Origin of the sequence: Luteibacter sahnii, assembly GCF_034063545.1 — a bacterium.
GTDB lineage: Bacteria > Pseudomonadota > Gammaproteobacteria > Xanthomonadales > Rhodanobacteraceae > Luteibacter > Luteibacter sahnii.
This window is the reverse complement of the sequence record NZ_JAQLOK010000005.1, coordinates 193,321-219,313: the sequence shown is the minus strand read 5'-3', so window position 1 is coordinate 219,313 and position 25,993 is coordinate 193,321. Positions and strand designations below refer to the sequence as shown.

At 60.6% G+C, this 25,993-nt stretch carries 20 protein-coding genes; 6 read left to right on the top strand and 14 right to left on the bottom strand.

Annotation, left to right across the window (positions count from 1 at the left end; all coding sequences use genetic code 11):
- Positions 1-70: 70 nt before the first annotated feature.
- From istA to PI246_RS14885, 3 genes are all read left to right on the top strand, one after another.
- Entirely contained in the window at positions 71-1,402 is a 1,332-nt protein-coding gene (gene istA, locus PI246_RS14895; RefSeq protein ID WP_320552096.1) for an IS21 family transposase, read from the top strand.
- Positions 1,392-2,096: an ATP-binding protein gene (locus PI246_RS14890; RefSeq protein WP_320552095.1), complete on the top strand. Its 705-nt coding sequence runs from the start codon at positions 1,392-1,394 to the stop codon at positions 2,094-2,096. Before istA ends, PI246_RS14890 begins: the two co-directional genes overlap by 11 nt.
- Before the next feature lie 208 nt (positions 2,097-2,304).
- Complete coding sequence (locus PI246_RS14885) at positions 2,305-2,586, top strand: DUF7660 family protein (RefSeq protein ID WP_320552094.1); 282 nt, start codon at positions 2,305-2,307, stop codon at positions 2,584-2,586.
- Positions 2,587-3,523: 937 nt separating this feature from the next.
- Here the strand turns inward: PI246_RS14885 and PI246_RS14880 are convergent.
- The 5 genes from PI246_RS14880 to PI246_RS14860 all read right to left on the bottom strand — a co-directional run bounded on the left by PI246_RS14880 (position 3,524) and on the right by PI246_RS14860 (position 7,748).
- Complete coding sequence (locus PI246_RS14880) at positions 3,524-4,078, bottom strand: hypothetical protein (RefSeq protein WP_320552093.1); 555 nt, start codon at positions 4,076-4,078, stop codon at positions 3,524-3,526.
- Positions 4,079-4,396, bottom strand: coding sequence for a hypothetical protein (locus PI246_RS14875; RefSeq protein WP_320552092.1), 318 nt, complete (start codon positions 4,394-4,396; stop codon positions 4,079-4,081). It lies immediately after the preceding gene.
- 170 nt (positions 4,397-4,566) lie between these two features.
- Positions 4,567-5,046 carry a hypothetical protein gene (locus tag PI246_RS14870; RefSeq protein ID WP_320552091.1) on the bottom strand — a complete coding sequence of 160 codons (480 nt, stop codon included), beginning with the start codon at positions 5,044-5,046 and terminating at the stop codon, positions 4,567-4,569.
- Positions 5,047-5,267: 221 nt separating this feature from the next.
- Positions 5,268-5,801, bottom strand: a complete 534-nt coding sequence (locus PI246_RS14865) for a hypothetical protein (protein WP_320552090.1) — start codon at positions 5,799-5,801, stop codon at positions 5,268-5,270.
- A 144-nt stretch (positions 5,802-5,945) separates the two neighbouring features.
- On the bottom strand, positions 5,946-7,748 hold the full coding sequence (locus tag PI246_RS14860) for a MobA/MobL family protein (protein WP_320552089.1): 1,803 nt from the start codon (positions 7,746-7,748) through the stop codon (positions 5,946-5,948).
- Between the two features lie 1,250 nt (positions 7,749-8,998).
- On the opposite strand from PI246_RS14860, the gene PI246_RS14855 reads away from it, so the two are divergent.
- Entirely contained in the window at positions 8,999-9,697 is a 699-nt protein-coding gene (locus PI246_RS14855) for a hypothetical protein (RefSeq protein ID WP_320552088.1), read from the top strand.
- Positions 9,698-10,304: 607 nt separating this feature from the next.
- Here PI246_RS14855 and PI246_RS14850 read toward each other — a convergent pair.
- The 4 genes from PI246_RS14850 to PI246_RS14835 are packed head-to-tail and all read right to left on the bottom strand — an operon-like array spanning position 10,305 to position 17,156.
- Positions 10,305-11,906, bottom strand: a complete 1,602-nt coding sequence (locus PI246_RS14850; RefSeq protein ID WP_320552087.1) for an ABC transporter ATP-binding protein — start codon at positions 11,904-11,906, stop codon at positions 10,305-10,307.
- A 1-nt stretch (position 11,907) separates the two neighbouring features.
- On the bottom strand, positions 11,908-14,595 hold the full coding sequence (gene lanKC / locus PI246_RS14845) for a class III lanthionine synthetase LanKC (protein ID WP_320552086.1): 2,688 nt from the start codon (positions 14,593-14,595) through the stop codon (positions 11,908-11,910).
- Between the two features lie 30 nt (positions 14,596-14,625).
- On the bottom strand, positions 14,626-15,834 hold the full coding sequence (locus PI246_RS14840) for an ABC transporter permease (RefSeq protein WP_320552085.1): 1,209 nt from the start codon (positions 15,832-15,834) through the stop codon (positions 14,626-14,628).
- Between the two features lie 5 nt (positions 15,835-15,839).
- The gene (locus tag PI246_RS14835) at positions 15,840-17,156 is read right to left on the bottom strand and encodes an ABC transporter permease (protein ID WP_320552084.1); all 1,317 of its coding nucleotides are present in this window, start codon (positions 17,154-17,156) and stop codon (positions 15,840-15,842) included.
- Positions 17,157-18,119: 963 nt separating this feature from the next.
- Between PI246_RS14835 and PI246_RS14830 the strand changes: the two genes are divergently transcribed.
- A complete protein-coding gene (locus tag PI246_RS14830) occupies positions 18,120-18,818 on the top strand; it encodes a hypothetical protein (RefSeq protein ID WP_320552083.1) in 699 nt (232 codons plus the stop codon).
- Positions 18,819-18,955: 137 nt separating this feature from the next.
- Here the strand turns inward: PI246_RS14830 and PI246_RS14825 are convergent, their stop codons facing one another.
- Together PI246_RS14825 and PI246_RS14820 are read right to left on the bottom strand one after the other, a co-directional pair.
- Complete coding sequence (locus tag PI246_RS14825; RefSeq protein WP_320552082.1) at positions 18,956-19,243, bottom strand: hypothetical protein; 288 nt, start codon at positions 19,241-19,243, stop codon at positions 18,956-18,958.
- Positions 19,244-19,408: 165 nt separating this feature from the next.
- The gene (locus PI246_RS14820; RefSeq protein WP_320552081.1) at positions 19,409-20,926 is read right to left on the bottom strand and encodes an MFS transporter; all 1,518 of its coding nucleotides are present in this window, start codon (positions 20,924-20,926) and stop codon (positions 19,409-19,411) included.
- A gap of 145 nt (positions 20,927-21,071) precedes the next feature.
- On the opposite strand from PI246_RS14820, the gene PI246_RS14815 reads away from it, so the two are divergent.
- On the top strand, positions 21,072-21,974 hold the full coding sequence (locus PI246_RS14815; protein ID WP_320552080.1) for a LysR family transcriptional regulator: 903 nt from the start codon (positions 21,072-21,074) through the stop codon (positions 21,972-21,974).
- On the opposite strand, the gene PI246_RS14810 is transcribed toward PI246_RS14815, so the two are convergent.
- Genes PI246_RS14810 through PI246_RS14800 form a run of 3 tightly spaced genes read right to left on the bottom strand, consistent with a single transcriptional unit; the run spans position 21,971 to position 25,786 of the window.
- The gene (locus PI246_RS14810) at positions 21,971-23,908 is read right to left on the bottom strand and encodes a recombinase family protein (protein ID WP_320552079.1); all 1,938 of its coding nucleotides are present in this window, start codon (positions 23,906-23,908) and stop codon (positions 21,971-21,973) included. The genes PI246_RS14815 and PI246_RS14810 overlap by 4 nt on opposite strands.
- Entirely contained in the window at positions 23,895-24,248 is a 354-nt protein-coding gene (locus PI246_RS14805; protein ID WP_320552078.1) for a hypothetical protein, read from the bottom strand. Before PI246_RS14805 ends, PI246_RS14810 begins: the two co-directional genes overlap by 14 nt.
- Positions 24,245-25,786, bottom strand: a complete 1,542-nt coding sequence (locus PI246_RS14800) for a recombinase family protein (protein ID WP_320552077.1) — start codon at positions 25,784-25,786, stop codon at positions 24,245-24,247. Before PI246_RS14800 ends, PI246_RS14805 begins: the two co-directional genes overlap by 4 nt.
- Between the last annotated feature and the right edge of the window lie 207 nt (positions 25,787-25,993).

Genomic DNA, 25,993 nt, shown 5'->3' with positions numbered 1-25,993 from the left:
AAACCACCTCGTAGGTTGGGGTTAGTTTCGCCGAATTTCCCTACTTTGGGATGGCTCGAAAAGTTGGGGGGTGGTCACCGCGCAGACTCTACAACTCTGGTGGGAGGGCTACCGCAAAGCAGATCCTCGCCATGCGCTGAGCTATTCTCACCTCGCCGCCAAGCTCGCCGCGTATCGCGCCGCGTTGCCGACGGAGATGCGCCAAGGCTACAAGCCCGGCGAGCAAGCGGCGGTGGACTATTCGGGCATGCTCGCTTCTTATACCGATGAGGCCACCGGACAACCGGTGTCGGTGCAGGTCTTTGTGGGGGTCTTGCCCCACAGCTCGCTCATCTTTTGCACATGCACGCCGACCCAACGCGTGCCGGACTTTCTGAGCGCCCATGTCCAGATGTTCGACTACTTCCAAGGCACCCCTGCCCTGGTGGTCTGTGACAATCTGAAATCCGCGGTGCTCAAGGCCGGGCGGGAGCCGGTCTTTCAGCGCAGCTACTTGTCGCTGGCGCAGCACTACATGATGCTGATTCGGAATACTCGGCCCCGGCGGCCCCGCGATAAAGCACCGGCAGAATCCGCGGTGCGCATCGTCCAACAGCGCATTCTTGCGGTGCTGAACCAAGAATCGTTTGGCTCACTCGACGCGCTGAATGCCCGCATGCGAGTGCTGCTGGACGAACTCAATGACCGGCCGATGAAAAAGTACGGGCAAAGCCGCCGCGAGCGCTTCCTCGAGCGCGAACAAGGAGCGCTGCGGCCATTGCCTGCCGAACCGTACACCTATGCAGAATGGACCACGGTCCCGAAGGTACCTCGGGATTATCACATCCCGCTGTTGGGACACTTCTACTCCGTGCCGCACCGGCTCATCGGCGAACGCGTCGACGCAAAGGTTCAGGACGGCAAGGTCCAGGTGTTCCATCAGCGCATCTGCGTGGCCATCCACCGCCTGTCGTCGGACCTGGGCGGGCACACGACCGCCCCCGAGCACCAGACGGAGGCCCACCGCAGCTACGCGGGTCGCTCGCCCGAAGGCATGCGAGCCTGGGCCGAGTCGGCGGGGCCGCACGTGAAGAAATTTGTTGAGGCTCAACTGGCGCGCACGCAGCCCTACTTGGGCATGCCCGCATGCGAGGGCACGCAGCGTCTGGCGGCCAAGCATGGCACCGCGTTCGTCGATCGCATGTGCGCCGAAGCCATTGCGATGCAGTCAGTGAAGATCACCACGCTGCAGCGCCTGGTGGCCCGGGCGGCCAAGGAGCGCCTGGCATCTTTGCCAGCAACCCGATCGCCCGGTCACTCGCGGCCCACCAAGGGTGGCGGACGGGATGCCGCCCGCGCCGTCCCTCGACCGGCGCATGTCCGGGGCGCGGCTGCGATCGTGGGGGTGACCCATGTTGGATGATGCTTTGGCGGCGCTGTATGCAGCGAACCTGGGTCCGATGGCGGACGCGTTGAAGGACTGGGTGGCCGACGCACGCAATCAGAAGCGGTCCCACACCGCCTGCGTCCAAGCCCTGGTGGAGGCCCTGCTCCAGCATCGCCTGGCCAGCCGCACCCGCAGCTTCAGGCGCCGGGCAGTGTTGCCCGACCACGTGGCGCTGCCCGAGGTGTGGGCCAGTGGGACACGGGGGCTGACTGAGGAGCAGCTGGGAAACCTCGCCACGTGCGACTGGGTGCGCCAGGGCCACACCTTGGTCGTCACCGGCCCCACTCAGTCCGGCAAAAGCTACTTAGCGACGGCTTTGGCACAAGAGGCCGTCGTCAAGCGCCTGACCACGACGTATATTCGGGTGCCGGAGTGGCTGGCCGAGTGCGCCGAGGCCGAGTCGCGCAAAGCGGTGACGGAGTGCATCTTGAAGCTGGTCAAGCCCGCGCTGCTGGTGCTGGACGACTTCGCTACTGAGCTTGCTACGTCCGAAGAGGGGCATCTGCTCCGCCGCCTCTTGGACGAGCGACAGCGGCGGAAGAAGGCCACCTTGATCGCGTCGCCGACACCCATGGAAGCGTGGGATCAGCAGTTCGAAGATCCCATCGCCGCCGACGCCATCGTGGGACGGTCGATACGGGCGTTTTGCCGAATCTGCCTCACGGTGTAAGCAAAAGGCACGCGAAGGCCGTCCGGGGAGAACCTCGGGCGGCCTTTTTGATGTGTGAATGCGGAACTCGGTTCGGCTGAACACCTTGATGGCTGAACCTCGATTGCCCACAGGTCTCGCAAAAGAGTGGAAGGGCTGCGCTCAGCGGATGCGCGTCGACGTATCATCGGACCAGCACATCCTTCTCGTGAGTAGTTAGATGCCTACGGTGACCGACGACGTGTTCAAAGCTTTATCGGCAGTGGAAGACGAAACATCGTTCATCACGTTTGTCGAATTGCTCGCCGCCGACCGAGATCGGTCTGAGTCGTCATCCGTGACCCATGACGGGTTTCAAGGCGCGTGGGCCAACCAAACCATCGTCGACTTTTTGCTGGCGGCATCGGCATGGGCCAAGGATTCGGATTTTGGTGTGCGTCCCGGCCCTAAGCCGGTCAATCCTTGGCAGCTTTTTGCGACCTTCTTGTGGGCCGGGCGTAGCTACGAGTAGCAGGCCTAACCACTAATGAAAGGTGGTTGCCTCCGGCGCCGATGGATCTCGGCCTTGATCGTTCATTCCACCCCACCCGTCCTCGGCATCTGAATTCCGCTGACCCGAGGGACGCGCTCCCAGCCCTTGGCGCAGCTGGGTCAATCGCTCATTCTGTCACTCTGGTGCACCAGCAACGGCAAATCGTTCCGACAGCATAGGCATTTTTATCAGTCATGGAGAGGCGTTGACATTGGCCGCTATGCATGGCTCAACCACAGCATTTTTAGGACACGTGGTCATCGTATTTCAGAATCCTGGTCACGTAGTAAGGAATACCCAGGTGAGAATTTTTGAAGGGATTGACCTCAAGTCTGGAAGTCACAGCAAATAATGGGAGATAGGCCGCAGCCTGCCACTCTTTGACTTTGACTCGCACGGCGCCGGGGCTGCGCAAGACGAATGAAGGCCATGGAAGGAATCTTAAAACCGCCTACGATGAGCGCAGCTACGACCTAAAGCACCGGATGATGTCGCCGACTATTTGCCCAGCCCCCTGGAAGGCGGCGCGGCTCCATCGGTTCGTGCCCGAAGAAGCCCAGTGGACCTCTTCACCCCATTGCGGACGGGTGAGTCTGCAGAAACGAGCTGGCAAAACATTGACAGGGCACGCCCACGTGCTAGTACACGTCGAAGGTATACCGCACTCGGACTTCTTCATTCGCCTGACTTAGACAAGTCTAGACTAAAACGTCGTTAGTATTGAGAGGTCTCAATGGCCAAGCGAAAAAGAAGCACGCCGATAACTTATTCAACGCTACCTGTTCACGCTGGCGCGCCTCGCTCCGTCCTAGCGATGTACACAGCGCTGAGAACCAGTCAGAAGGCGATGTTATTGGGCACGTTCATGATTGGGGGGATGATCCTTGTCCGTCTCATAGCGTCCTGAATTTCAAGCTCAGCCCGCGATCAGATGAACGATGAGCGCTGATGTACCGATGACTGCAGTTAACGTTCCCGCTTCGGATCTGTCAGACGCCTCCAAGAGCATCGCTGCAACTTCCTTTTGCGACAACATCGGCCGCACTCTCGCATTTCCATTGGAATCTTTCGTGTTTTTATCAAAATCTTTGACGTCGAAGAGATGCTGACGCATCTCTTGCGTAAGCACCGATCCGCTGGCGACGAGGATTACACCGCAAACGACGACAACGTTGCAGAAAACATCATAGGTTTTCCATGAAGGGTACTTGAGCATCACTAGGTAGGTGATGATTAAGCCCAATGCACACAACCATGGAAGCCACGGGTAAGATGAGTGCTTTGAAGCTTTTTTTATATTTCTAGCTATCGTGGTATTCAGCCGCTTCGCTCTTCCTGTGCTCTTGTGTTCTGACCCGTGATTCATTTCGATCCTTGTCCGAGGTAGGGTCCGCATTTCATCGCGGCTTTTGCGTAACTGCGCACGGCTCACTGTGGAACGGTTATACGCCGATTCGAGAATGATCTTCAATCATGAATCGCCGTGCGATCCCTTCTGCATTGCCTCAAGGGGAGGCCCGACTTCCTTCCCTATGGTCTCGTTCACCGCGAGCGCCGTCCCAAACCGATCCTCCACGCTGTTGCGGTAGGCTCCCTCAGACAGCTTCGTCAAATATTCACGCGCATCGCGGCTGAACCCGTTCGGGCCTGCCCCGTGCCCCAGTCGCAGATCGATGATCGCCAGCGGCGCCCGGCATGCCACAGCCTCTCCCAGATCGCTGAGTTCGTCCGCCAGCATGTCCGCGGTGTCGCCCGCATCGCGCATGGCCTCGAGCGTCGCCTTTGCCAAGTCGATGTTACCGTCTTCGATGCCCCGCTGAGATCCAGGGCAGCCTGGTCGGCGTCACTGTCGCACCGCCATGTGTCGGCGACAGTTGGTAGACACAACACCCGAGCCGGCCACGTCTCGCAGAGGCGCCCATTTGTAAGCCGCTTCGGCGGCACTGGCATAGGGTGCGTTCAGAGCCGTGCACGCCCTCGTGCGACCGAGACGCTGCTCAACGCCTTGTCCAGTTGGCGTGCCCCTTCGATCGCCTTGAAGCGCTCCATCGCCAACCGGAGGTCACTGCCTTGATACCCGTCCACACACATGGCCTCAAACCCTTCCGGTAGAGTGTCAGGCAGCTCGGCCCATCCCGGTCCGGGGTGGGGCAATCGCTTCCACGGGTCGAAGGTGGCCTCCGGGTCGATCAGCCAACGGGTAACAGCCTCATGAGCTTCATGGCCTGGATCGTTCGCGATGGCCACGATCTGCCGACACTGCTCATAGCGCAACCACGCATACATGAGTGCGATGTTCAGCAGATCGTGCGCATCCGCATCAAGCTCGCAGTAATACTCATCGCCGACGGGTGACGTCAACCAGATACTGCCCTCGTCTTCGGACGAACGCGTTTGCCACCCGTAGCGCGATGCCCTCGCATGCACATTTTCGGCCATACCCACCCCTCGCGTAATGACCATGGATTTACCACGTTATCGAGCTGCAATGTGTAATCCCATACGTCAACGCTCCGATCTCGGCGGTGGGCTGGGCTACGGGCGGTCACTTCGAGCAATCATGCGGCAATGCGACCGTGCGCCGCTGGGCCACGCGTTCAGTGCGAGCCGATCTTGTGGAGCGGTTCTATAACGTCGGCGTGTGGTCTTTCCGCATGGCGTCATGGCCGGATGCCGGCTTTTCGTCGCATCGTCTCAGTTGCCGCTAACCCAAGCCGACGTTCGACGCTTTCGCGGTACGCGTCCTCGGGTAGCTTGGTCAGTTCCTCTCGCGCATCGCGACTGAATCCGTTCGGATCCGCCCCGTGCTCCAGCAACAGCTCGATGATGGCCAACGGTGCCTGGCACGCCACGGCCTCGCCCAGAAACGTTAGGTCGTCTGAGAGCATGTCCGCCGTATCGCCCGCCTCGCGCATCGTCGCGAGCGCCGCCGCGGCCGAATCAACGTTGCCGTCCTCGATGGCGCCGCTCAGATCCAGAGCAGCTTGGTCAGCATCGCCGCGCAACTGCCAGGCGTCGGCCATGGCAGGCAGCGCCAGGACCTGGGCCAGCCACGGATCGTTGTACGGGATGTCCTCCAACGCCTGCATCACGGCCACATCGTTCGCCTCGGCACCCGCGCCCAGCGCGGCTTCAATGGCCGGCAGGGGTGCGCGGTGTTCAATCAGGGTCACCAGGGGGTTGTGCTGAGTCATGGTCCTATTCCTTGTGGAGGGTTGGGCGCAAGCGAGGACCGGAGCCTCCGAGAAGGGCAGATCCGGTCCGCTGAACCATTGTAAGGCTCTGCATGGAGGGGGCCGAAGCAATCGTTGGTTACCCCGGCCCCTCACCCACCGCAGTTATCGCCGCGGACGGTAGGCTCGCTTCGTCGTGCGGTCCTTGCGCCGCCCTTCCGCCTCGGCGGCGTCCACCATCTGCTGCAAGGACAAGGTGGGCTCGGTGGTCGCCGAGTACATCTTCAGCCACGGCCGCTCCCGGTTGGTGGCGACACCGAGCAAGTCCTCCATCGCTTCGCTGTCGACCTCGCGCAGGGCCACCAAGCGCTGCTTGAGCGTGCGTCGGGCCTGCTTGACCTGCGCCCGCCACGGGTCAGCACGCTCTGCGATGCCCTGCAGTTGCTCATCGATGTGCGCGCTCATCCGCAGACGCTCGGCGACCTCTTCCTCCAGCGTTTGGATCTCGGCCAGCTTGCGCCGATGCGCCGGGGTCATCCACGGGGTGAACGGCCGGCTTCCCTGGTGCACCTCGTGCTGGAGCGTCTCAGCGGCCTCACGCTTGCGCTGCACGTCCAGCTGCACATCGGCTTGCGCCGCGCTGTAGCGCTTGTGCTCGTCGTTCAGGTGCCACAGCGCGCGGCCGATGCGGATCAGCGTGTTGAGGGCACGTTCGACGGCGTGCACCAACGCCAGCAGCGCCGACGGCGGGAGGGTCGCATTTGCACTCTGGCGCGCGGTGTACCGCGTCTCGAACCGCTGCGCCAGCCCCACGACGGGCAACGGCTCATAGGCGACAGGCGACTGCTCCCACTGTTCCCGCGTTAATCCAGGGACCGCACCCCTGGCTGGGCCGGTCCACTCGGTACTTGAGCCGCTCCGCCGTGGACGCGGCCGATTGGGCAGGCGGCCATCCAGGCGCCCGAATTCGGACCGCCCATCGACCGGGCGGGCGGCGGTCACCGTCGGTGGCGGGTTTGTGAGCGCCGCGTCACCCATGGGTGCAGCCTCGTTTGGTACCGGCGCGTCGGGCGCAACGCCGAGCGCCTGCGGCTGGCGTTCGTCTGCCAAGACGGCCTCGGGCCACTCCTGGGGCGCTGCGAATGGGTCGACCGGCGTCATCGGGGCCAACACCGGAACGACGGTGGACGTGCCGTCGCGGGTGGCCCGATGCGCGCGCAGCAGGTTGCCCAGGCGCGTGCGTTGTCCGCGGCGCTCGGTCCAAGTCGCGCTCTGGCCCAAGCGGGGCTCGGGCGTTCGCGCAATGCCCAGCCGTTTGTAGCTGCGATGGTCGAACGTGGCGGACACCCCATTCTGCCCGGCGACAAGGTTCGCCAGTTCAGCCCATCGCGCGTTCATGCGCTCGATGAAAGCCGCCCCCTTGGTCTGATTGACGAACTGAGGCAATTTGATTCCCATTCGGGGAATGCCCGTCTCGTCGCCAAGCTCATTCGGAATGGTGCGGGTGGGAAAGTAAAGGTGGACGTGGTAGCCACGCGCTTCCTCCGGCTTGTCGGCGCCCAAGGCGTCTTCGTCGGCGTCGCGGTGCACCCCATACGAAACCGCCGTGTGCAACTCGGTCATGATGAAGTCGGCCATCAGGCGCGCCAAATCGATGGCCGTGGCCTCCGGAACGCCGCGTGGAACGGGGATACGGTAGTCCCGAGCGATTTGCGAGTCTTTGCGCTGTTCTGCGGCTTCGACGATGTTCCACAGCAAGGCCGGGTCCGTTGCCCACGCTGGGGATCCCGCTGGCGCGATGGTGTTGGCAAAGACGACCCTGTCAACATGTCGGCGCGGACGGTAATCGCGCCAGCGTTTGGCGCGATCGTCGAAGAGTCGCAAGCGCATGCGGTAGGCCGCACCCGACACAGCGGAGTGGCGCCGAGAGCGCGAATGGACGGAAAGATGAGGGCGAGCGTGATGCATGCGGCTTCCTTGTTCTTCTTGTAATGGGAGGATTTTCAACACCGCAGACCCTTGAACGATCTGGAATGCGCGGAGAAGGGCGACCCGTGGGGCCACGCCGCTCCGTCCGTTCATTCAAGCAGCGGGGCCCAAAACGTCAATTGCACAAATTCGGCGAATTCGAGAATTTGTGAGGCCGGACAGTTGCGCGAAGCGATGTCGACGTCGCATGCGCCGTCAGGCGTTGGTGCAGGCCGATGTGCGCATGAGCGAGCCTGCGGGTGTCGCAAGTACGTACGACGCCTATGGGTCATCCCCGAAGGGCGCGTTGTTCGAAGAACAAGTAGACGCGCACTGCCCCTCGCACACCGCCCTACCCTGTGACGGCTCCGAATGCGCTAATGCCTCGCCCATCGGAGCGGTCAATGCTGCAGCGCAGGGCGCTGTCGTGCTGCTCCCGACCTTGCTGTGCAGTCCGGACCGCTTCTCATCCTCGACCCGGCACCATCATCATGCATCAAGCCGGCATGCGCTTCTATGCGCTAGCGAACGGCCATTAGGACTTCTGACGCGCAATCCGCGAACAGGCTAAGGCCGATTGACAGTGACCGACGAAACGCTAACGTAATCGAAACCGTAAGGAAGATACGGCTCATGAGGAGCAATCGCGCATCGCAATAATGGGTCGCGTACCATTGCGAATTCTTCTGAGGTGTCTCAGGCCGTCGGCGGTTTGCTCAAATCCTTTTGGCAATACAGCACCACACGATCAATTAATGGATGTCGTAGAACCGATCACCACTTCTTCAACACTGGTCAATGGCAGATGCCATACATCCGTCTACGCGCGACTATACCCCGACTGCAGTCCGGCCAATCAATCGTAACAATCGAGTGCTGCCCCACTCCGCTTCGCGTTGTCGCCAGCGGCATGCCGGCCCGCCTTGCCGGCAGGATCGGTTACTGATGCTGGGGATCGCGCCCCGCTCAAGTGCGATGCGGCACCGAGCCCCCTAACGAACGTGATAGGTGGATCACGTATCGCGTCAAGGGGCTATTGTACGTAACCACGTCGCTTGACCGGCGACCTCAAACACAGTACCCGGATACTTCAACAGGCTGAGCAATTTGGTGCGCGGCCACCCGGCTAGAAAAGACTTTCCAAGGTTGCAGAGTCCAAGGCTGTTTGGGCCAAGGCCTCTTCGTGACCATTGACGGGTTCCCACAACGACGGCATCGAGACAAAATGGCGACGTCGCAAAGGATGACACATGCGCCTCTCAACCCACACCCTTCTCTTCACATACACCGCAGCCCTGACTACGGCAATCGCGGTGGCACTTTTCACGGGCCACCTTCGATGGACAACGGCTGCACCGTCCGTTCTGACGGTCCAACAACTGCGCATCGTAGAGCCCGATGGCACATTGCGCACGGTGCTGAGCAACCGCGCATCCATGCCGGGCCTGATTGTTGGGGGTAAGCAGTACCCCAGCGACCGCGAGAGCGCCGGTGCACTTTTTTACGACGATGAGGGAAGCGAAGTTGGAGGACTACTGTTCAACGGACAACGGCTGCCAACCGGAGGGAGCAAAAACTCCGGTAGCCTCACCTTTGATCGATATCGACAGGATCAGGCGCTTCAATTGCTCAATGACGATGGACCAGATGGTCACTTCACCGGTATGCGCGTTGTTGATCGATCCTCGCATCCCCTAGATATAGCCGCCTGGACACGATTGGACGCCATGCCCGATGGCCCTGCCAAAGATGCCGAGCGCCGCCGCCTGGACCAACTCAGTCCCGCTCCCGATCGATTGTTCGTTGGCCGCGCTATGGGGGACGCCACAGTAGTTTTGCAAGATGGCCGCGGCCGGCCACGGCTTCAATTACGGGTCACTGAAGCCGGCGAAGCGACTATCGAATTCATGAATGCATCCGGCCAAGTCGTCAAATCGCTGGGCCCATGAAATGTTATCAGTCGGGGAGCGGCTTATCGCCAATAGAACCTGAGCGTGCATAGCCGGTTGCACTGAAGCAAACGCGCACATCGCTCACCTCGGTTGCACTTGGGCGCGAACGATCGCGCACACGAACGCCGTTCCATGTCAAGCATTGACCTTCTTCTGGACCATCTGCCGTCGAGCTAGGCGGACCCAGTATCCACTTCGCCCGAGTTCTATCGAAATGCTGCTGACCGATGGCCTCAATATCGGCTCGTTCAATCGGTGCTTCGGGGTGGCGAACCCGGACTGACTCGCAGCCTGCCAGAGACGCGAGAGTCAGGGTCACTGCCACCAGGACAGGCCATGGTCGTATTTGCATTGCATCGCTCCAGGAAAAGAGCGTGTCCGGCGATACGCCGGACACGATCAAGGCGTTAGCTTTTAACCGCAGTGAACCCAGCTGTGGCAGCTGCACTGCGTGCTCTGCGAGCTGCTGCCTTCCTTGGCAAGCATCGGGTCAATGCCAGCGTCAACCGGAAGGGCCTGCAGGGCGAGGACGTCATTCATAGTGGTTCTCCATAACATGTGAGTAGGTGCCAACAACGTTGGCGGGAATTGAGCTGAACTCAGCTCAAAAGGGAGTCGTGAGGGACGGCGAAACACGGCTCGAAATCGCCACCCCCGGAAGCTCAATCGTCGTTGAAAAGCATTTCCGCAGCTCGATGTCGTGACAAACCACGATGAGCACGCGGTCTCGGCTTCGCTCCACGAGATATCGGAGCAGCCGCTCTCGCGATGCCGCGTCAACGCCAGAAAGCGGCTCATCCATCAAAACGATGGGGCGGTCGTGAGCAAGATGGAGAAACGCTGCTAGCTTCTTCCGCTCTCCATCAGACCACCCGTTTGGATCGTCCGTCAGCATTTTCCCCGGAAGAAACTCATCCATAAAGTGCCGCGTAGTCGCCAGCTCATAGGGAACTTTGCATGCACAAAGAAGTGCGTTTACGTCGACCGTGGGGAAAACCAGATGTGAAGGCATCAAACCCGAGGCCCCCCAAACGCTCAACTGACCGATCGCGGCCATAGGCGATCCGTGGATGGCATGAAGCAGCGTGCTCTTCCCCGACCCATTACTTCCATACAAGCCCAGCGCCTGACCAGGAAGCGCGTCAAAGTCAGGAATTGGCAGTCGCTCCAACCCGCCCGGTGACAAAGCGAGTGCCCGAGCACGCACGCGCCCCGAGGCATGTGCGCTCCTACTAGACCGGTGAAGGCGCGTGTACCGCTTCATGCGCTGGATGCGACCATAGTGCACTGGCGCCGTACTAAGCTGAGCGTTCAGATCCTTGAACGCACCGCTGAGCGACCAGGATGCCTGCACCAAGGCGAAGAAACTTCCGAGCGAAAGCTTTGCGACAATAGCCAGTGCGGCAACCGCAAGCATGACCAACATCTCAACCGCACTCATCACGATGGCATTCGCCCGCTGGGTCTTCGCGCGTTCGCCCTGCAAAGTGATATACGACGAAAGAAACGGTTTAAACGAACGATCAATCGCCGCAGCGGTCAGCCGCCGAATTGGCAGTGCCTCCATGCCGGAAATGCTGCGAAGATTCGTCGAAGTTGTTGCCTTCATTGTCGCTCGGCTTCGGTCCATGACTTCAGAGAACCGTCGGGAGACAGAGAAATTTCGTGAGGAAAGAACCACGATCAGCGGCGTCAACACGACGACCAGGCCGACTGCGAGTGGACTGATGACAGCGGCAACGGCGCATGCAAACAGCACATTAAAGATAGATCCAGCCAGGTTAACCGTTACATCGACGGTCTCACTGAGCTGCTGAGACTCGTCTACCACTCGCGAAACATGGTGGTCGGCATCGACCTTCGTTCCGAGTCCCGAACGTCGCGTCGCAGCCGTGGCCGCCTTGGCCGCGGTGCTTGCAATGACGACACGCACGGTCTGGGCTTTAAGGCAGGACCACCAGTAATTCAGACAGTGCAACACCACAAAAACCACAGCACCACTAGCGAGCCACTCCCCTGTTCTCGCCAAGTCTCGCACCACAATTGCATCCACCGCATGCTTTTGAATCAGTGGACTGGCGAATAGCCAGCCACCACTGAGCACAAATCGTCCCGCGATGAGCCACGCCATCATCGATCTATGCCAGCGAAGCTGATCGAAGGGATAACGCACGATGACCAGAACAGCGCGGGTAATGCCTCGCATGCTACGCACCCCCAAAACACCGAGCAGAAGGCAATGCGAAGTCGAATAGCGGCCTCGGCCCTGGATTGACCACACGGGCCAACGCCATTCCTACGCCAGCGGAACCCGTAGCGTAATCGCACGCGTAGCGAATGCAGTACTCACCGGGGATCGCAATTGCACCGTCCCGATGATTGAAGTAACGAGTCATCCCGTCAACCACTTCGTCACGCATCCAAACCACCTTAGGATCGTTCGAAACCATCGAAACGTCCGTAAGGAACTCAAGGATGCCAGCCAACCCTGAGAACTGCCCCGGGGAAACTGTGAGCTTGTTGAACGCAGACTCGGCCAGTCGCACGCCCAGCGCCGTATGTGCCGGCTCTTTCAAGAGCCATCCTGTCCGTAGCAATGCCGCACCAATACCTGCTGCACCTTCGATGTGATAGGGCAAGAACCTCGGGTCGGTTTCATCTCTTCCCCACTGCGGCCGCAGCCTAGCGTCCAGGCGTGCGTTCGTGATGACATGTTGTATGGCTCCGCGGGCAAGCGCCGCACTTTGTTCGGAGCCCGTATCCGCCGCGTAAGAGGCTAGAAAGAAAGCTATGCCGGCGCTGCCCTTGCCCAGACCGTACTCTTCGCGGCCACCCGGCGTGGGCCAAAACACTGCATCGCGCTCACCCTTCTGCGCCCGCTCTGATAGCCAGCCCACGACCGAGGCGGCCACATCCATGGCCCTTTCATCGTGGGAAGAGTGCGCAATCGAAAGCATCGCCAAGCCGATGCCGGCGGCGCCACCGAATAGACCGGCACCATAAAAATGCGTTTCTCCCTGATGCAGATGATCAACAAGAATCTTAGCCAAAGCATGGTCGCCATCCATGCTTTGAACGGCTGCGACACCAGTGGCCCCGTAATACAGCCCCAGCTCCTGCACTTGAGCCAAATCATCCGGGCGAAATTTCACTTCGTCTGGGACAGGGCGGCCACATCGATGCAAAAAGGCTGAGATCCCAGCACTGCCATAGGCGATGTTCCACTTGTTCGAGTTGTAAAGCTTTGGATCAGCCGGCCAATGTTCCTGTCCCGTAGAGACACGGCCTCTTGCAAGCTCGATAAAGCGAGCGATCCCATCGACAGTCTCTTGACTCACGGTCGCTCGAGGCCGTAACACTTGATTCGACAGATCGATGGGCATTCGGCGCATCGGCTCGCCCTGCTCGACATAAAGCCGACGCAGAAAGCTCAACCGATGATCGACCGTATCTTGATCGTTGGTCCGGATTGCATGGACCAAATGGCCGAATGCCTCGGGAAGTCCGTTGGTTCGAACTGCAAAATCGATCAGCTCCCCAAGCTCACCAATGCCGATGTCAGGCAAGTGCGCGATGGGAACCATCGCATCCAATACGCACTTCGAGAGGGCGAACCAGTCATCCTCCGGCCTTCGAGCGCCGTTCGCGCGCTGCTGATCGCGGAATCCGCGCGTTCCCCACTGCTCTTGCCAAGGCAAGGCCTCGGTTGGGTCGCAGGCCGATTCCAGGTCAATAATTCTCACCTTTCGCTCGCCCTCGGCGTCAACAAGGAGATTCGTGGACGACAAGTCCCCGAGGACAATTCCTTGGGCGTGAACCAACCTAAGAGCGGAGACAGCATCAGCGAGCGCAGGGACCATGCGCTGCAAAAACGGCGCGGGATTTGTTGCCCCCGGCGAGAAGGGGCTCAAAATCACGCCATCGGTTGCAAAATAGGTCCGCCACGTGGGCAACTCGATGTATTCCTCAACAAGGAATTCGTGCTCCCACGCCTCAAAATAATCGATGGGCGCCACCACATGCGGCACAGCCGCGAGTCGGCGCATCATGGAAAACTCGTGGCGAAGACACGCCAACCCATCCGCTTGGAGGTGCTTTGCATCGCGAATGCCAGCATGAGGGCGGGCCTCCTTGAGGATGACGGTCGTCCCCGATGAAAGGTCCTCAGCCTTGTACACCCCGCCGCTGTTCGAAAAGTAGATGGCTGACGTGACGCGATACCGTCCATTTAGGAGGCCTCCACCGCTCGAAGCTGGGGCTGCCGGCATAGGAAATGGCTCCTCTACCCATGACGGCAAGTGATATGCCGGTTCACGCCGGTCCTCCACCATCTGCCCCGTTACGGGATTTCGAATCAGCTGAAGGCGCTCTCCGTCATCCCGCAGCATCTCCATTCGTGTGAAGCCCCCGTATCGATAGAACACTGTGCTTGCCCCGGGGACACGCCGATCCGTCAGAATATACGGACCTGTTCTTCGAGCTGCGTTTTCACTCGCTGCCAATTCCTTGGCTAAGGAGTGAAACTCTTTGTCATCCGTCGGATAGATAGTGAAGAACTTCGCAGACGCCGTCCGCGAGAAGGTTTTCCCGTTCATCACTCCAACGAGTCGTCTGTCGGCAACAATCTTAAACCCCGCGCGATGTTTGCGTAAGATCCTTACGCAATCAACGACCTGCTGCTGTAAATCGGCAAAGTCCGGGGCAATGTGGATTTTGAAGCCTTGGTCCGGTCGGTTTTTCTCGGCACAGTCGAACTGAAGCCAATACGACCACCTCGCGTAGGACCATCCTGACCCGAGTTCCGCAGCGATAAAGGATGCCCAGTCGTCGGCGTGTTCATAGGCCACTACCGGGGTGTAGAACATCGATTCGGTCAGCAAGTAACTCGAGTACATCCGCAAACTCCATAAACGGCTGGTGCGAAGTCAACAGCCTTTGATCACGGCGCCTGGCGATAGCCGCGACGCGGCCAAAGCCGGCCACAGCGCCGCCACCTGCATCACTCCGATGAGAACCAGCGCCGCAATCCCCACATGCCACGGCGTAATCAGGGGTGTCGCAAACTCATCCATCATGAGCAAGCTAATCCCGTAGGAAAGCATCACCCCTGCGATGGCCCCTGTCCCTGCAATCACCAGGTTTTCGAGTAGAAAGAGCTGGACGATGCTGGCTTGTGTGGCACCCAACGCTCGACGTAGCCCAATTTGTCGGCGTCGGTGACGAACCCATAACGTCGAAAGACCCATGACGCTGACCGTCGTCATTGCCAGCATGCCCAGAGCGGTGGCCGTCAGGACGCGTCCTGTTGCCTCATCCGAAGCAAAATAAGCGACTTTGAGTTGCGACATCATGCCCGTGTTGTCATTGTCGATTGTGACCGACGGCATTTCCCGACGAACGGCCTGACGCACGGCATTGAGCGCCATATCTGGCTCGCTCGAAATACGGAGAAGATAGCGATTCGACATCACTTGCCCCGGAAGTGCCGGCAAGAAAATGGTGTTTGTCGATGCCCAGCGACTTGGGTCGGGACGGAGGACGTCCGCCGTTACTCCCACAATGCGTACAGGAAGATGGTTGAGATAGAACGTGTGGCCCAGGGGGCTTTCGTCGGGCCAGATCGCCTTGGCATACGATTCGGAGATCAGCGCCACGCTCGCGGACGGCGGAAAAGTATCTGCGGCCTCGTATTCATCGGAGTGAAAGGCCCTGCCGGCGATCACACGCACTCCACTGACCTTTAAGAAGCTCGGGTCGACCAAATAAAAATGAGCTTGGTGTGTGGCTCGCTCTATCTCGGGCAGAAGGCTAAAACCTGACTCCCCCGCCCGCGAGGTATAGGGAGAGGCGTTAGTCACCGACACGGCCTGCACCCCTGGCACCGCCTTCATCGAAGTCGTGATCCGAGACACTGCATCCGCTAACCCTTCTTGCGGCAGATCGGACAAAGCCAAGGCGATCACTCCCGTCTCGTCTGCGTATCCTGTAGGCAAACTCTCAAGAGCTTTCCGCTCCGATAGCAGGCACATCGCGTTTGCAAGAAGTGCCCCCGTAAGCGCAACCTCGACCGCCAAGAGTATTGCTGCCAACTTATGGCGCCGAAGGACAGAAATAACCTGCGTTAGCTGCAGCATCACGGTCACTCCTTCAAAAACTGACCGGGTGCTTGCCGGGCCACAAGCACAGTCGGAATGATGGAGGCTATCAACGCAGCCACCAGAGCTACGGCAACCGTGACGGCAAGCGCTACCGCGCCCAAATGTATCAAATTCGCGTACGCCGTTGGCAGCGATCGGACATAGGACGTGGCCCCCGTGGTCAAGAGCATGCCAAGCGCTGCACCGATCAAACCAACGACCAGCGACTCCGCAGTGCACTGCCAAGCAATGCTCGCCTGCGTGGCTCCTAATGCTCTTCGCAACGCGATCTCACTGCGCCGACCGCTAAATCGCACAAACAACAGCCCCCCGATGTTAATCAGGCACACTATAAACAGGCCATACGACAACCACGACTGCAGCCTGACATCGCGAGGAATCACGTTGTTATAAGCGATCCAATCCGTCAAGCCGATGAGTTCGGGACGAGTACCACGAGTAAATCGACCACTCGCAAGTTGGGATTTTACGTAGGCGCTCACTCGCTCGGAATAGGCCCGACGATCGGCGTCGGTGGATGCCTGAACCCAAAGCCCTACCCACAAGCAAGGTGCGGTCGCCAACTGAGAAGGACTGCGAAGTTGGCCCCAACAGGTGAACCAACTCATGTGAGGGAGGGCAATCTCTTTTGCCAGAGGCATCGGAATATAAAGGTCGTGAGCCGGACCAAAGACATCTGAAGCATTCGCGCCGCCGTCATGTCCACCGGCCATCAGATAGAAGCGGGGGCTTGGCCGCCACGGTGCAAGAACACCAACTACCTGAAGTGAGCGGCCATCGACTCGCAACATACGCCCCACGCTGTTGCCCCCATGGAAAAGCACTTCGTTCAGTCGGTCCGAAATGACGACTGAGGGAACGAGCCTCTGCTCGTCAGCGCTACTCCAAGCGGATCCAAAACGAAACCGCGTTCGAAAGAGCGTAAAAAAGTCACTGGTAGTCGCGAGAAATGTTGCGTCGATCAACGCTTTCCCTCGCTCGTCCTGCAAGGACATGGACCCGTCAGCGACGAGCGCGCCGCGATCTTGGCCTCTGAGCGACCATAAATCGGTAGCCGTGCGGTAGTCCAACATGTCGGGCAGTGGCTTTTCGTCTTCGGACGCGGGCTGTGGATCGGCGCGAACGTAAAACAGCGACTGACTGCGCCCAGGCAAAGGGTCCGCGTCCAACATCCGAATCACCAGCTGAGATGTCATCGTGGCACTGACACCCACGGCAAGGGCAAGTATGGTGAGCGCTGATATCCACCAGTCGTTGCGGATACGTCGCATCGCCAAGATGAAGTAATGCATCTCCATCAGACCTCCGTGTTCGCCCGAGGGCGCCCTCCCTACATGCACATCCCCATGCGCGATAAATTTAGTTCAACAAACCTGCTGCATCGTGTCAACGAAATTTCTTAGATGAGTTTGATGCGTCAACGGTAACCAAAGTGGCTAACCAAGCGCGTGCCGCAGTTGTGTAGGAAAACTCCTACACAACTGCGGCAGCGCCACCCAACGCAATCGCAATAAAATGCGAATCTGCCTGAACGTTGGCACGGTTGTGTCGCGACATTGCGGGTGGTCGCGGTTCAAAACAGCTTCGTGCAGTCTTCGCTCCCAGCCTCAGCTGGATAACTCATCGGCTCTTGTGCCATCGGAGAGGAGCATGAGTCGCGTGCTCAGTGTGAGATCTTCGGCCGATATCTGCGGTGTGCTGAGCGATCTTTAGAGCACGCGTGCGACTCCGCGTCGTCCACGATTCGCTGAAGGGAAAACGTGGGCCCGGCGCGTGCAGTGTAGAGTTTGGGCCACGGCAGATCAGCGGCGTTGGCCACACTGAGCAGGTCTTCAACTGCCTCGTGGTCCTGCTGCTCCAGGTCGGCCAGATGGCCCTTAAGGTTGCGCCGATCGTGGATGGCTAGCGACGACGCCCCGGATCCGCCCGCTTGCTGATGCCCTCCATTTGTGCCCGGATGGACACGGAAAGGCGCAGCCGACCGGCCAGCTCTTCCTCAAGGGTTTGGATCTGAGCCAGACGTCGCCGATGAGCTGCATGCATGCGCGGCAGGTATGGCCGACGGGCACTCTCCTGCTCGCGGTGCAGCGCAGATTCGGCAAGACCTGTGCACTGTGTTCTGACAGACTTCATGATTCCGAGTGTGGAAAATTGGCTTGCGACCCCATCGACCGTCAGGGCCCGCGTGTGGCAGAACATCCGGTCAAGCGGTCCAACTCGCACGGTGGTTTCGGCATTTCGTTATTCCTAAGGGGAAGTTTGTGAAAAAGCAAAACTGGCTCGTCTGCGTCCCCGCATGTGGCGTGGCCTTGAGCCTGTCGGCGTGCGTGGCCCCCACCTATAACTACGCACCAAAGGCCACTGCTATTAGCCGTCCGGCCGTCGGCTCGGTAACGACCGCATCCGTGGGTGATGAGATGGTCAATCAGGGAGTTGTTTACGAGCGGGAGGCGTTGCTCCTCCACAAAGATGCCAACATTGGGCTTTTCAACGCTTACACGCTTCGTCACGGATACTTTGTAAAACAAGGCGAAAACAAAAATTCGGATTTCTACCAGCCGAGCCCCACGCCGGACGGAGGCCGCGTGGACAAAGCGGCATTGGCCGATCCTTATAAATCGGTTCAGGCCTACAAGACCGATAGTCGACTGTGCGTAGTTACGGTGTTCAACGCCTCGGCCTGCACCAAGGCCTCATTTGACCGTGTCGTCAAGTCGGTGGCTACCGACGACAGCTTTCAGCAAACCCTTATTTACAGCGGAAAGGTCGGACAGAAGATCAAGCTAGGCTACCGCGAGTTTTCTGCAAACGTCGCCCGGCCGGCATACAGTAACGACGTCGACTATGACCTGTCCGAATCGACAACTGTTGGCTACAAAGGGGCCAGGCTGGAGGTGATAGAAGCGACCAACGACCATGTTACATATCGTTTGATCTCGAACTTCAACGGAAGCCATTGACGATCAAACCACGCAAAAAGCCTTCGCTTGACTTGCGGCCAAATACATGACCAGAAAACGCAAAGGCGTTTTAAGCAGAGAGCTAGCAGGCGCCTGTCTTGGCTTACGTTCGCCCCTCTATTAAAGAGAACCATTGATCATAGAGGCACAAAGCCGGGGTCTTGGCTGATGACCGTGGCCAAGCGAAGCATGGACTCGCCATACGCGCCCGCGGGTTCGGTCCCTGGCCTTCCGAGCACGCATTCGACGTCGCGCGCGGCCGTAGCGATGGCGGCGAGGCCGCATTCTTCAGCCTTGGTGGCAATCAGGGCAGCTCGGAATCGGGACTCATCCAGGTCCCCGGCAAGCGCGGCCTCGTTCATGGCGGAGCCCTCCAAGGACAGCTCGGCCAAAACCAGAATGCGGGTTTCGTCCCAAGTGCTCATACTCTCCATGGTAGCCGGACGATGCGGCCCCCGTGCAATGGCCCGAAGAGCGCCGCTCGCCACTCCACGCCCTTTCCGCCTGGGACCGCTGCTTGCGTGGCGGCGTATTTCCCTTGACGCCGTCGTGCTAGACCCTGACCACAAGCATTGCCTACTTCGGTCACCCTACCCCTCGTCACCACGCTGCTGCGACGGAGGCGTTTGGTCGAGCAGCCAGCCCACAACGATTCCCGCAGCAAGGGTGACGAGGATCAGAAGATTGGTGAGCCATCGGAATCCATCTGCATAGGCGCGAATCAGCGCCGGGACGCTGTCGTTGGAGAGACGGGATGCCTCGGCGAGATTGCCCATCGCAAGCATTTGGGCCGTTTCGATCTCAGCTGTGCTGTGCTCCTGCGGTAAGTGCACCTGGATGAACAGGGTCAGCAGTGCGACAACGGCGGCGATGGCGATGCCCTCACCCGCCACCCGGGTCGTACTAAAGATGCCCGTCGCCATGCCTGCACGCTTCTTCGGAACCACGCTGACCGCCAGGCCATCCATCAACCCCCACGGCAGCCCAGTGCCGGTACCGATCAGCAACAGTGGTCCCATCAGGGAGCCTCGAGGGCTACAAGGGCCGATGCGGCCGAGCCAAAAAAGTCCCGCTGCAGCGATAAATAGTCCCAATGCCGAAATCTTCCCGGGAGAGGCCCAGCGCGTCAGGCTGGCGGCCAGGGTGGGCACCACCAACATGGGAATCGACAACGCGATCATGCTCACGCCGGCGCTGACCTCGCTTTGACGCTCGATGCCAATCAGCCGCAGTGGCAGCAACACCAGCAAGACTACATAGCAATAGCAGGTCGCCACCGGCAGCACCTGCACGCCCAGAAAGCGCGGATACCGAAAGAGCGATAGGTCGAGCATGGGGCGATCGGCACGCCGCTCCACGCTGACGAAGGCGATGAACGCCGCCCCGGCACCGGCCAGCAGACTCCACGCTTGGCAGCTGCTCCAGCCCCTGACAGGCAATTGCAGAACGCCCCAGGTGAACAAGCCAAGCGCCGTAGTGAAACTGGCCGCGCCAGCCCAATCGAAGCCGCCCGGACCGAGGTCTCGCGATTCGTGCATTCTTGGCATTCCCAGCAGCAAGGCGAGTGAGCCAACGCACGCGCTAGAGAAGAACACCGAACGCCAACCATAGTGGTCGATGAGCGCTCCCGCCAAGACCGGACCAAAAGCCAGCCCAACGCCGAAGCTGGTGCCCAGCAGGCTGAACGCCCGCGTGCGCGCCATTCCCTCGAAGGCTTGGGCGAGTGCAGCGGAACCACCGGCCAACGCCGCCGCAGCCGCAACGCCCTGCAACGACCGGAGTATATCGAGCCAGACGATGTTCGGCGCCCACACGGTCACCAATGAGATCGTCACGAAAGCCAGCACACCGCAAACGAATACCCGCTTACGGCCGAAGGCATCTGCCAGTGCACCGGCCACCATCAATAGGCTGCCGAAGGTCAACATGAACGCGTTGGTGATCCAGCCGAGCGCCAACGGGTCACCGCCAAGCTCACGCGCGATCGTTGGCGTGGCGACAGCCCCGCCCGTGAAGCTCAAGGGAAGGATCAGAGCGGCCAAACAAATCGCAGCAAGGATTGATTCTTGCGATTGGCGGCCTTCCGAGAAAGCGGCGGTATGGGTCATGACTTAGGCATCTCTTGGGGCGCCCCGCTCATTGGAGGGCACGCGGTTTGTCGGCAGAGTCGAGATGCTAAAATCTCCGCAATCATTAACAAATGCGCCACCCCTCCCTTCTGAAGCGACATAAACTCATCAATGGTCGACATCAATGGATAGCCTCAGTGGCTTGCTTGCCTTTGTCCGCGCTGCCGAGGCCAACAGCTTTGTCGCTGCCAGCGAGCGCCTAGGCGTGTCGGCGTCTGCGATCAGCAAGAGCGTGGCTCGCCTGGAAGCCGATCTGGGCGTGCGACTGTTCAATCGCAGCACGCGACGCCTGAGTCTCACGGAGGAAGGCGCCCTGTTCTTCGAGCGAGGGCGACACATTGTCGAAGCAATCCAGGAAGCGGAATCGGAATTGTCTCGATTGGCAGGCAGTCCCAGCGGCACGCTCAAAATCAGCGTGCCAGCCATTGGCTACCGGATGCTGAAGCCCGTACTCCCGGCATTCCTGACCCGCTATCCCGACATTCGGCTCGATATCGATTTTAACGACCGGTTGATCGATATCATTGCGGAAGGAGTCGATGCCGCGATCCGCAGCGGCGATAGCAGCAGCTCTCAGCTCAAGGCGCGGTCGCTGGGCACTTATCGCTTCGTTTTGGTCGGTGCTCCGAGTTACTTCACCGGCCGGGGCACACCGCAAAGTCCCGTCGATCTGGCCAGACACCAATGCCTTCGATACAAGTTTCCGACGACGGGCCAGTTGCAGGCTTGGCGGCTAGGGAGGGAATGGTCAGACGCGTCGCGACTGCCCATTCCTAGCACTCACACATTCAATAGCGTCGAAGCGTTGATCAGCGCATCGTTGGACGGTCTCGGTATTGCCTACCTGCCCGGCTTTGCCGTCCGAGAGCCCATGGCATCGGGAGCGCTGGTATCGATTCTGGATGACTGCGTGATCGAAGGCGGACAGTTTTCTATTCTATGGCCGGGCGATCGCTACATGGCGCCCAAGCTGAGGGTCTTCATCGACTTCTTGATAGAAAGCGAGGTCCTTGGTGAAGGTCATTAGCGGCGAGAGAAGGACGAGGTGTGCCCCAGACTGAGCACGCTCGCCTCGTGGAATGCAGCGCGCTCGCGCGGGAAATACCGCGACAGCCAGCGGATTGTTTCAGGTTCCGCCAAGAGGGCCTGCAGCGCACCGGCGAGCACGACGCCCTCCAGGGCCTGCCGCCCCTCTGCCCGGTGGTTCATCGCCAAGCGGGATGACCGTGCCTTTCCGAGATGAGTCAGTCCGTGGTGCGCCGTCGACCGCGCACCACTGCGGCTCGCTGTCAGCCGTGCCATGGTCTGCCCCACCCTCTGGAACCGATGCTCGGCCTTGGCCGCAGCGTCGAGCACCAGCGGATGAGGCGCCTCACCGGCCCCGTCGAAGCAACGCTCATGATGCAAACACCCTTCTCGCCGCCCGGAGAGCTGCGCGAGATCCTCAAGAAGCGACAAGGACCGAAACCGGAAATTGTCTAGGAGATGATCCCGGCGACTGGCGATGGCCGCGGGAAACATGGGAAACAGGTGCGTTGGCAGGATCAAATAGTCGCAAGGGACATCGGCCTTCCGAGGAAGGCGCGCCAGCACCACCATGTCCGCGTCGGGGTATTGGCGCACATTGAGCCAGGCCTGCCCCGAGCCATTCATCTTCTCCAGAAGCACAATGAACGACACGCTCCAAGCATCGTTGATCCGCAAACACCATCCCTTCTGCGTCACCCGATGTCCCAGTGCCCGCAGATGGTCCCGAAGAAACCCGGTGAGGCTGATGCGCCATCGCGCGAGCAGACGGCACCCAGTGCTGTATGCAGACCGCGTTGGCGTGTAGCCGAGCCGCCGATAGGCCTCCATGAGGCTGCCGAACTGCACGATGACCTGAGGCCCCGACATCACCCCAGGCGCCGCGTTGATCACGCCCAAGCTGAGTCGCCCCTCCTTGATGAGAAGCTCGCGAAGACTGTCCAACACTTGACTGTTCGTTTTGACATGACGGCGAGCCTTCCGCTGAGCCTGGACCGCATCGAAGAGTTCGCGACACACGACCGGTGCGTAGGCCTCACGCTTGCGCACCCAGTCCTCCACAGGGTTGTCGGCTTCCGGGCCTCCCAGGTATTGGGTGCGCTTTCCATACACCGCCGTGCCCACGTACTTTTCCGAGCCGAGGATGCGGGTCACGCGACCAATCTTCCACGCCACACCGCCAACAGCAGGAATGCCCTCGCGATTGAGCACTTCCACGATGCGGGTCAGCTGGGGGTCTTTTGCGTACATCTCGAAGATGCGGCGCACGACGGCCACCTCGTCGGGCGGCCCCGGCACGAGCACAACCCGGTCGGTCGTCAGTCCCTTGTGCTGACCATGGGCCAAAAGGCCTTTGGGGGTCCCGTCCGGGTCGAGGAGCATCCGACGCAGGCCGTATCCGGGCAAGCCGCCTTGCCGATATCCCATGCCGGCGAGGCGGCGCTGGCCCGCCCGGACTTTCGCTGACAACTCCCGGCTGTACTCGGCGGCCATCACCCGCTTGAGCCCTTTGACCACCATCGAGAACGGGCTCAAGTCATTGGTGAAATGCTCGGCGACATAAAACACCTGGATCCCTGCTTTCCAGCACAAGAACTCGTGGTAGGCCGCTTCATCGGTGTTTTGAAACCGGCCCCATCGGCTCACGTCAAAGACGAGCACGGCGTCGAACCCTGGCGAGCCTCCACCGATGGTCCGGAGCAACGACTGCAATCCCGGACGACGGTCGGCCGTGAGCCCGCTGATTCCAGCGTCGCAAAACGTGCGCACGACGAGCATGCCGCGCTGCTGCGCATAGGCCTCGATGGCCTCCGCCTGCTCGGCGATGGACCCCTCCTGCATATCGGTCGACACACGAAGATAGGCTGCCGCGGGTATCACCCGTGTCCCTGCATCCTGTAACCCGGTTGGCTCAGTGGACTCAGGCGATCGCATCGCGCAGGTCCTCCCATTCGGCCGGGTGGTGCTCAGCCAGCCATCCCACCCACGCGGCGTCAGACAGCAATGCGGCGATGCTCCCGGCCCAGACCACCGCTTCAAGCACGGTCGAGCCGTCGGTGGTGCCATGGATGGCCGGACGCGGGCGCCCAAGGTCGGGAACAATGGTGATGCCCCTGCGCGTCAGGTAGATTCGCGCCGACTCATCGGCCAGCAGGCTGGAAAAAGCACGGGCGGCTCTGCCAAGACGCACGCGAGCGGCTTCGGCCGCCGCACTCAGCCGAGCCTCGTCCTGCTCGCGAAGATGACGTTGCTCGGCGCGGCTCCGCCAGGTCATGGCACATTCCCCCGCGAGGCCCGTGCCATGTCCAGCAGGATGGCGAGCGAGGGATAACGGAACCCGTCCACCCACGGACGGAAGCGATCGTCGAAAAAGTCTGGCCACTGGGGAAAGAGCTGGCGTGGGAGCACCGTATAGTCCACGGGTCCGGCCTCTCCCGCGCCCAGCCGGGCGAAGACCACCACGTCAGTGGCCTCACTGGCGCTGCGGTTGAACCAGGTGCATCCCTGACCGCCGCGCTTCGACGGATGCAGGATAGTGAATGACACCGACCATCGTCCGTCGATGCGCAACCGCCAGCCGTCGCGTTCCACGGCCGAGCCGTGCTTGATGAGCAGCCGATGGGCAAACGCGGTCAGCGACTGGCGCCATCGATGGATGCGCTGGCGCGTTTTCATCGGGCGCGGCCCATGGTCGGGCACGGCACCGACCTCCCGGTACAAGGCAGCGAGGCTCCCGAAGCGGCGGGCGAGCGTGAAGCTCGACGGCAAGCTCGGTTCGGCGTTGAGGAGCGACGCGTTCAAGGTGCCCTGACGAACCCAGAGGGCTCGGGTTCGCTCCACCAAGTCGGTCTTTGACGCGTGACAGGGCGCGCACCTGCGCCGAGCCTGGGCGGCGGCGAACACGGCCGGCGAAACGATCGCCGGGAACGCGTCCGTCCGGCGCACCGCGGCGGGCACGGCAGCGGGGGACCGGAGCGCCGCCAGACTCGTCTTGGCTGGACGATATATGTTGCAGCCGGCGTAGCGCTCGGCGCGCAACACGGCCCGCACCGTCGTCGCGCTCCAGCGCTTGCCCGCCTGAGTCAGGCAGCCCTGGTCGTTGAGCTGCCTCGCAATGGCCGAATCCCCGTTGCCCGCCAGGTACTGCTCGAACATCCATCGGACTGTTCGCAGCTCATCGTCCGGCCCGTGCACCAGCACCACCCGGTCGGTTCCCACCCGCTTGCGCTCTCCACGGGCCATGACCACCTGGGCCTTTCCTTCGTAGTTCACCGCCTGGCGACGCAGCCCCAGACCTGCGGGAGCCCCCTGGCGATAGCCCTGGCTGGCCCAGCGCCGCTGGCCAGCAATGACCCGGGCGGACAATTCGCGGGCGTACTCGGTCGCCATGACCCGCTTGAGGCCCTTGAAGACCATCGAAGAGGGCTCACCGTCGTTGGCGAACGGCTCGCCGACATAGCACACGCGGATGCCGCGCTTCCAACAGAGGAACTCGTAAAACCCGGCTTCATCGGTATTCTGAAAGCGCCCCCAACGACTGATGTCCAGCACGAGGACGGCCTCGAATGCCGGTCGCGGCGCTTGGATGTCGGTGAGCAACTGCTGGAGTGCGTCGCGTCCATCAATGGACTGACCGCTCTTTCCCAGATCGTGATACCGCCGCACCACAACCATGTGGTGGCTAGCCGCGTAGCGTTCGATGGCAGACGTCTGGTTCGCTACCGAATACGCTTGGCGGTCGGTCGACATGCGCACGTATTCCGCCACGCGCATGGGTGCCCGCCAACCGGGCAATAGGAGGGGCTGGGCCATGGCATGGCTCCGTCAAGACTCCCCTGCCCCAACCACGCTACGCCGATTATCGGTGCATCACAATGCCATTGACGCGTTGCCTCCGACGACGTTATCGAGAAGGTCTGTACAACGATTCGCGAAAGGTCCGTCGACGCATCAACCGTCTTGCTGAATGCACAATGGCGATACCAGGGAAGAGCTAACATGGGGCAACGATGGGGAGGA

Bases quoted from the DNA above. Each gene is read 5' to 3' on its own strand.
- PI246_RS14865 (WP_320552090.1), bottom strand. From the start codon at position 5,801: ATGACTCAGCACAACCCCCTGGTGACCCTGATTGAACACCGCGCACCC.
- PI246_RS14825 (WP_320552082.1), bottom strand. From the start codon at position 19,243: ATGAGCACTTGGGACGAAACCCGCATTCTGGTTTTGGCCGAGCTGTCC.
- PI246_RS14800 (WP_320552077.1), bottom strand. From the start codon at position 25,786: ATGGCCCAGCCCCTCCTATTGCCCGGTTGGCGGGCACCCATGCGCGTG.
- PI246_RS14870 (WP_320552091.1), bottom strand. From the start codon at position 5,046: ATGGCCGAAAATGTGCATGCGAGGGCATCGCGCTACGGGTGGCAAACG.
- PI246_RS14850 (WP_320552087.1), bottom strand. From the start codon at position 11,906: ATGCGAGGCATTACCCGCGCTGTTCTGGTCATCGTGCGTTATCCCTTC.
- PI246_RS14815 (WP_320552080.1), top strand. From the start codon at position 21,072: ATGGATAGCCTCAGTGGCTTGCTTGCCTTTGTCCGCGCTGCCGAGGCC.
- PI246_RS14810 (WP_320552079.1), bottom strand. From the start codon at position 23,908: ATGCGATCGCCTGAGTCCACTGAGCCAACCGGGTTACAGGATGCAGGG.
- PI246_RS14805 (WP_320552078.1), bottom strand. From the start codon at position 24,248: ATGACCTGGCGGAGCCGCGCCGAGCAACGTCATCTTCGCGAGCAGGAC.
- PI246_RS14855 (WP_320552088.1), top strand. From the start codon at position 8,999: ATGCGCCTCTCAACCCACACCCTTCTCTTCACATACACCGCAGCCCTG.
- PI246_RS14890 (WP_320552095.1), top strand. From the start codon at position 1,392: ATGTTGGATGATGCTTTGGCGGCGCTGTATGCAGCGAACCTGGGTCCG.
- PI246_RS14840 (WP_320552085.1), bottom strand. From the start codon at position 15,834: ATGCTGCAGCTAACGCAGGTTATTTCTGTCCTTCGGCGCCATAAGTTG.
- PI246_RS14820 (WP_320552081.1), bottom strand. From the start codon at position 20,926: ATGACCCATACCGCCGCTTTCTCGGAAGGCCGCCAATCGCAAGAATCA.
- lanKC (WP_320552086.1), bottom strand. From the start codon at position 14,595: ATGTACTCGAGTTACTTGCTGACCGAATCGATGTTCTACACCCCGGTA.
- PI246_RS14835 (WP_320552084.1), bottom strand. From the start codon at position 17,156: ATGGAGATGCATTACTTCATCTTGGCGATGCGACGTATCCGCAACGAC.
- PI246_RS14860 (WP_320552089.1), bottom strand. From the start codon at position 7,748: ATGCATCACGCTCGCCCTCATCTTTCCGTCCATTCGCGCTCTCGGCGC.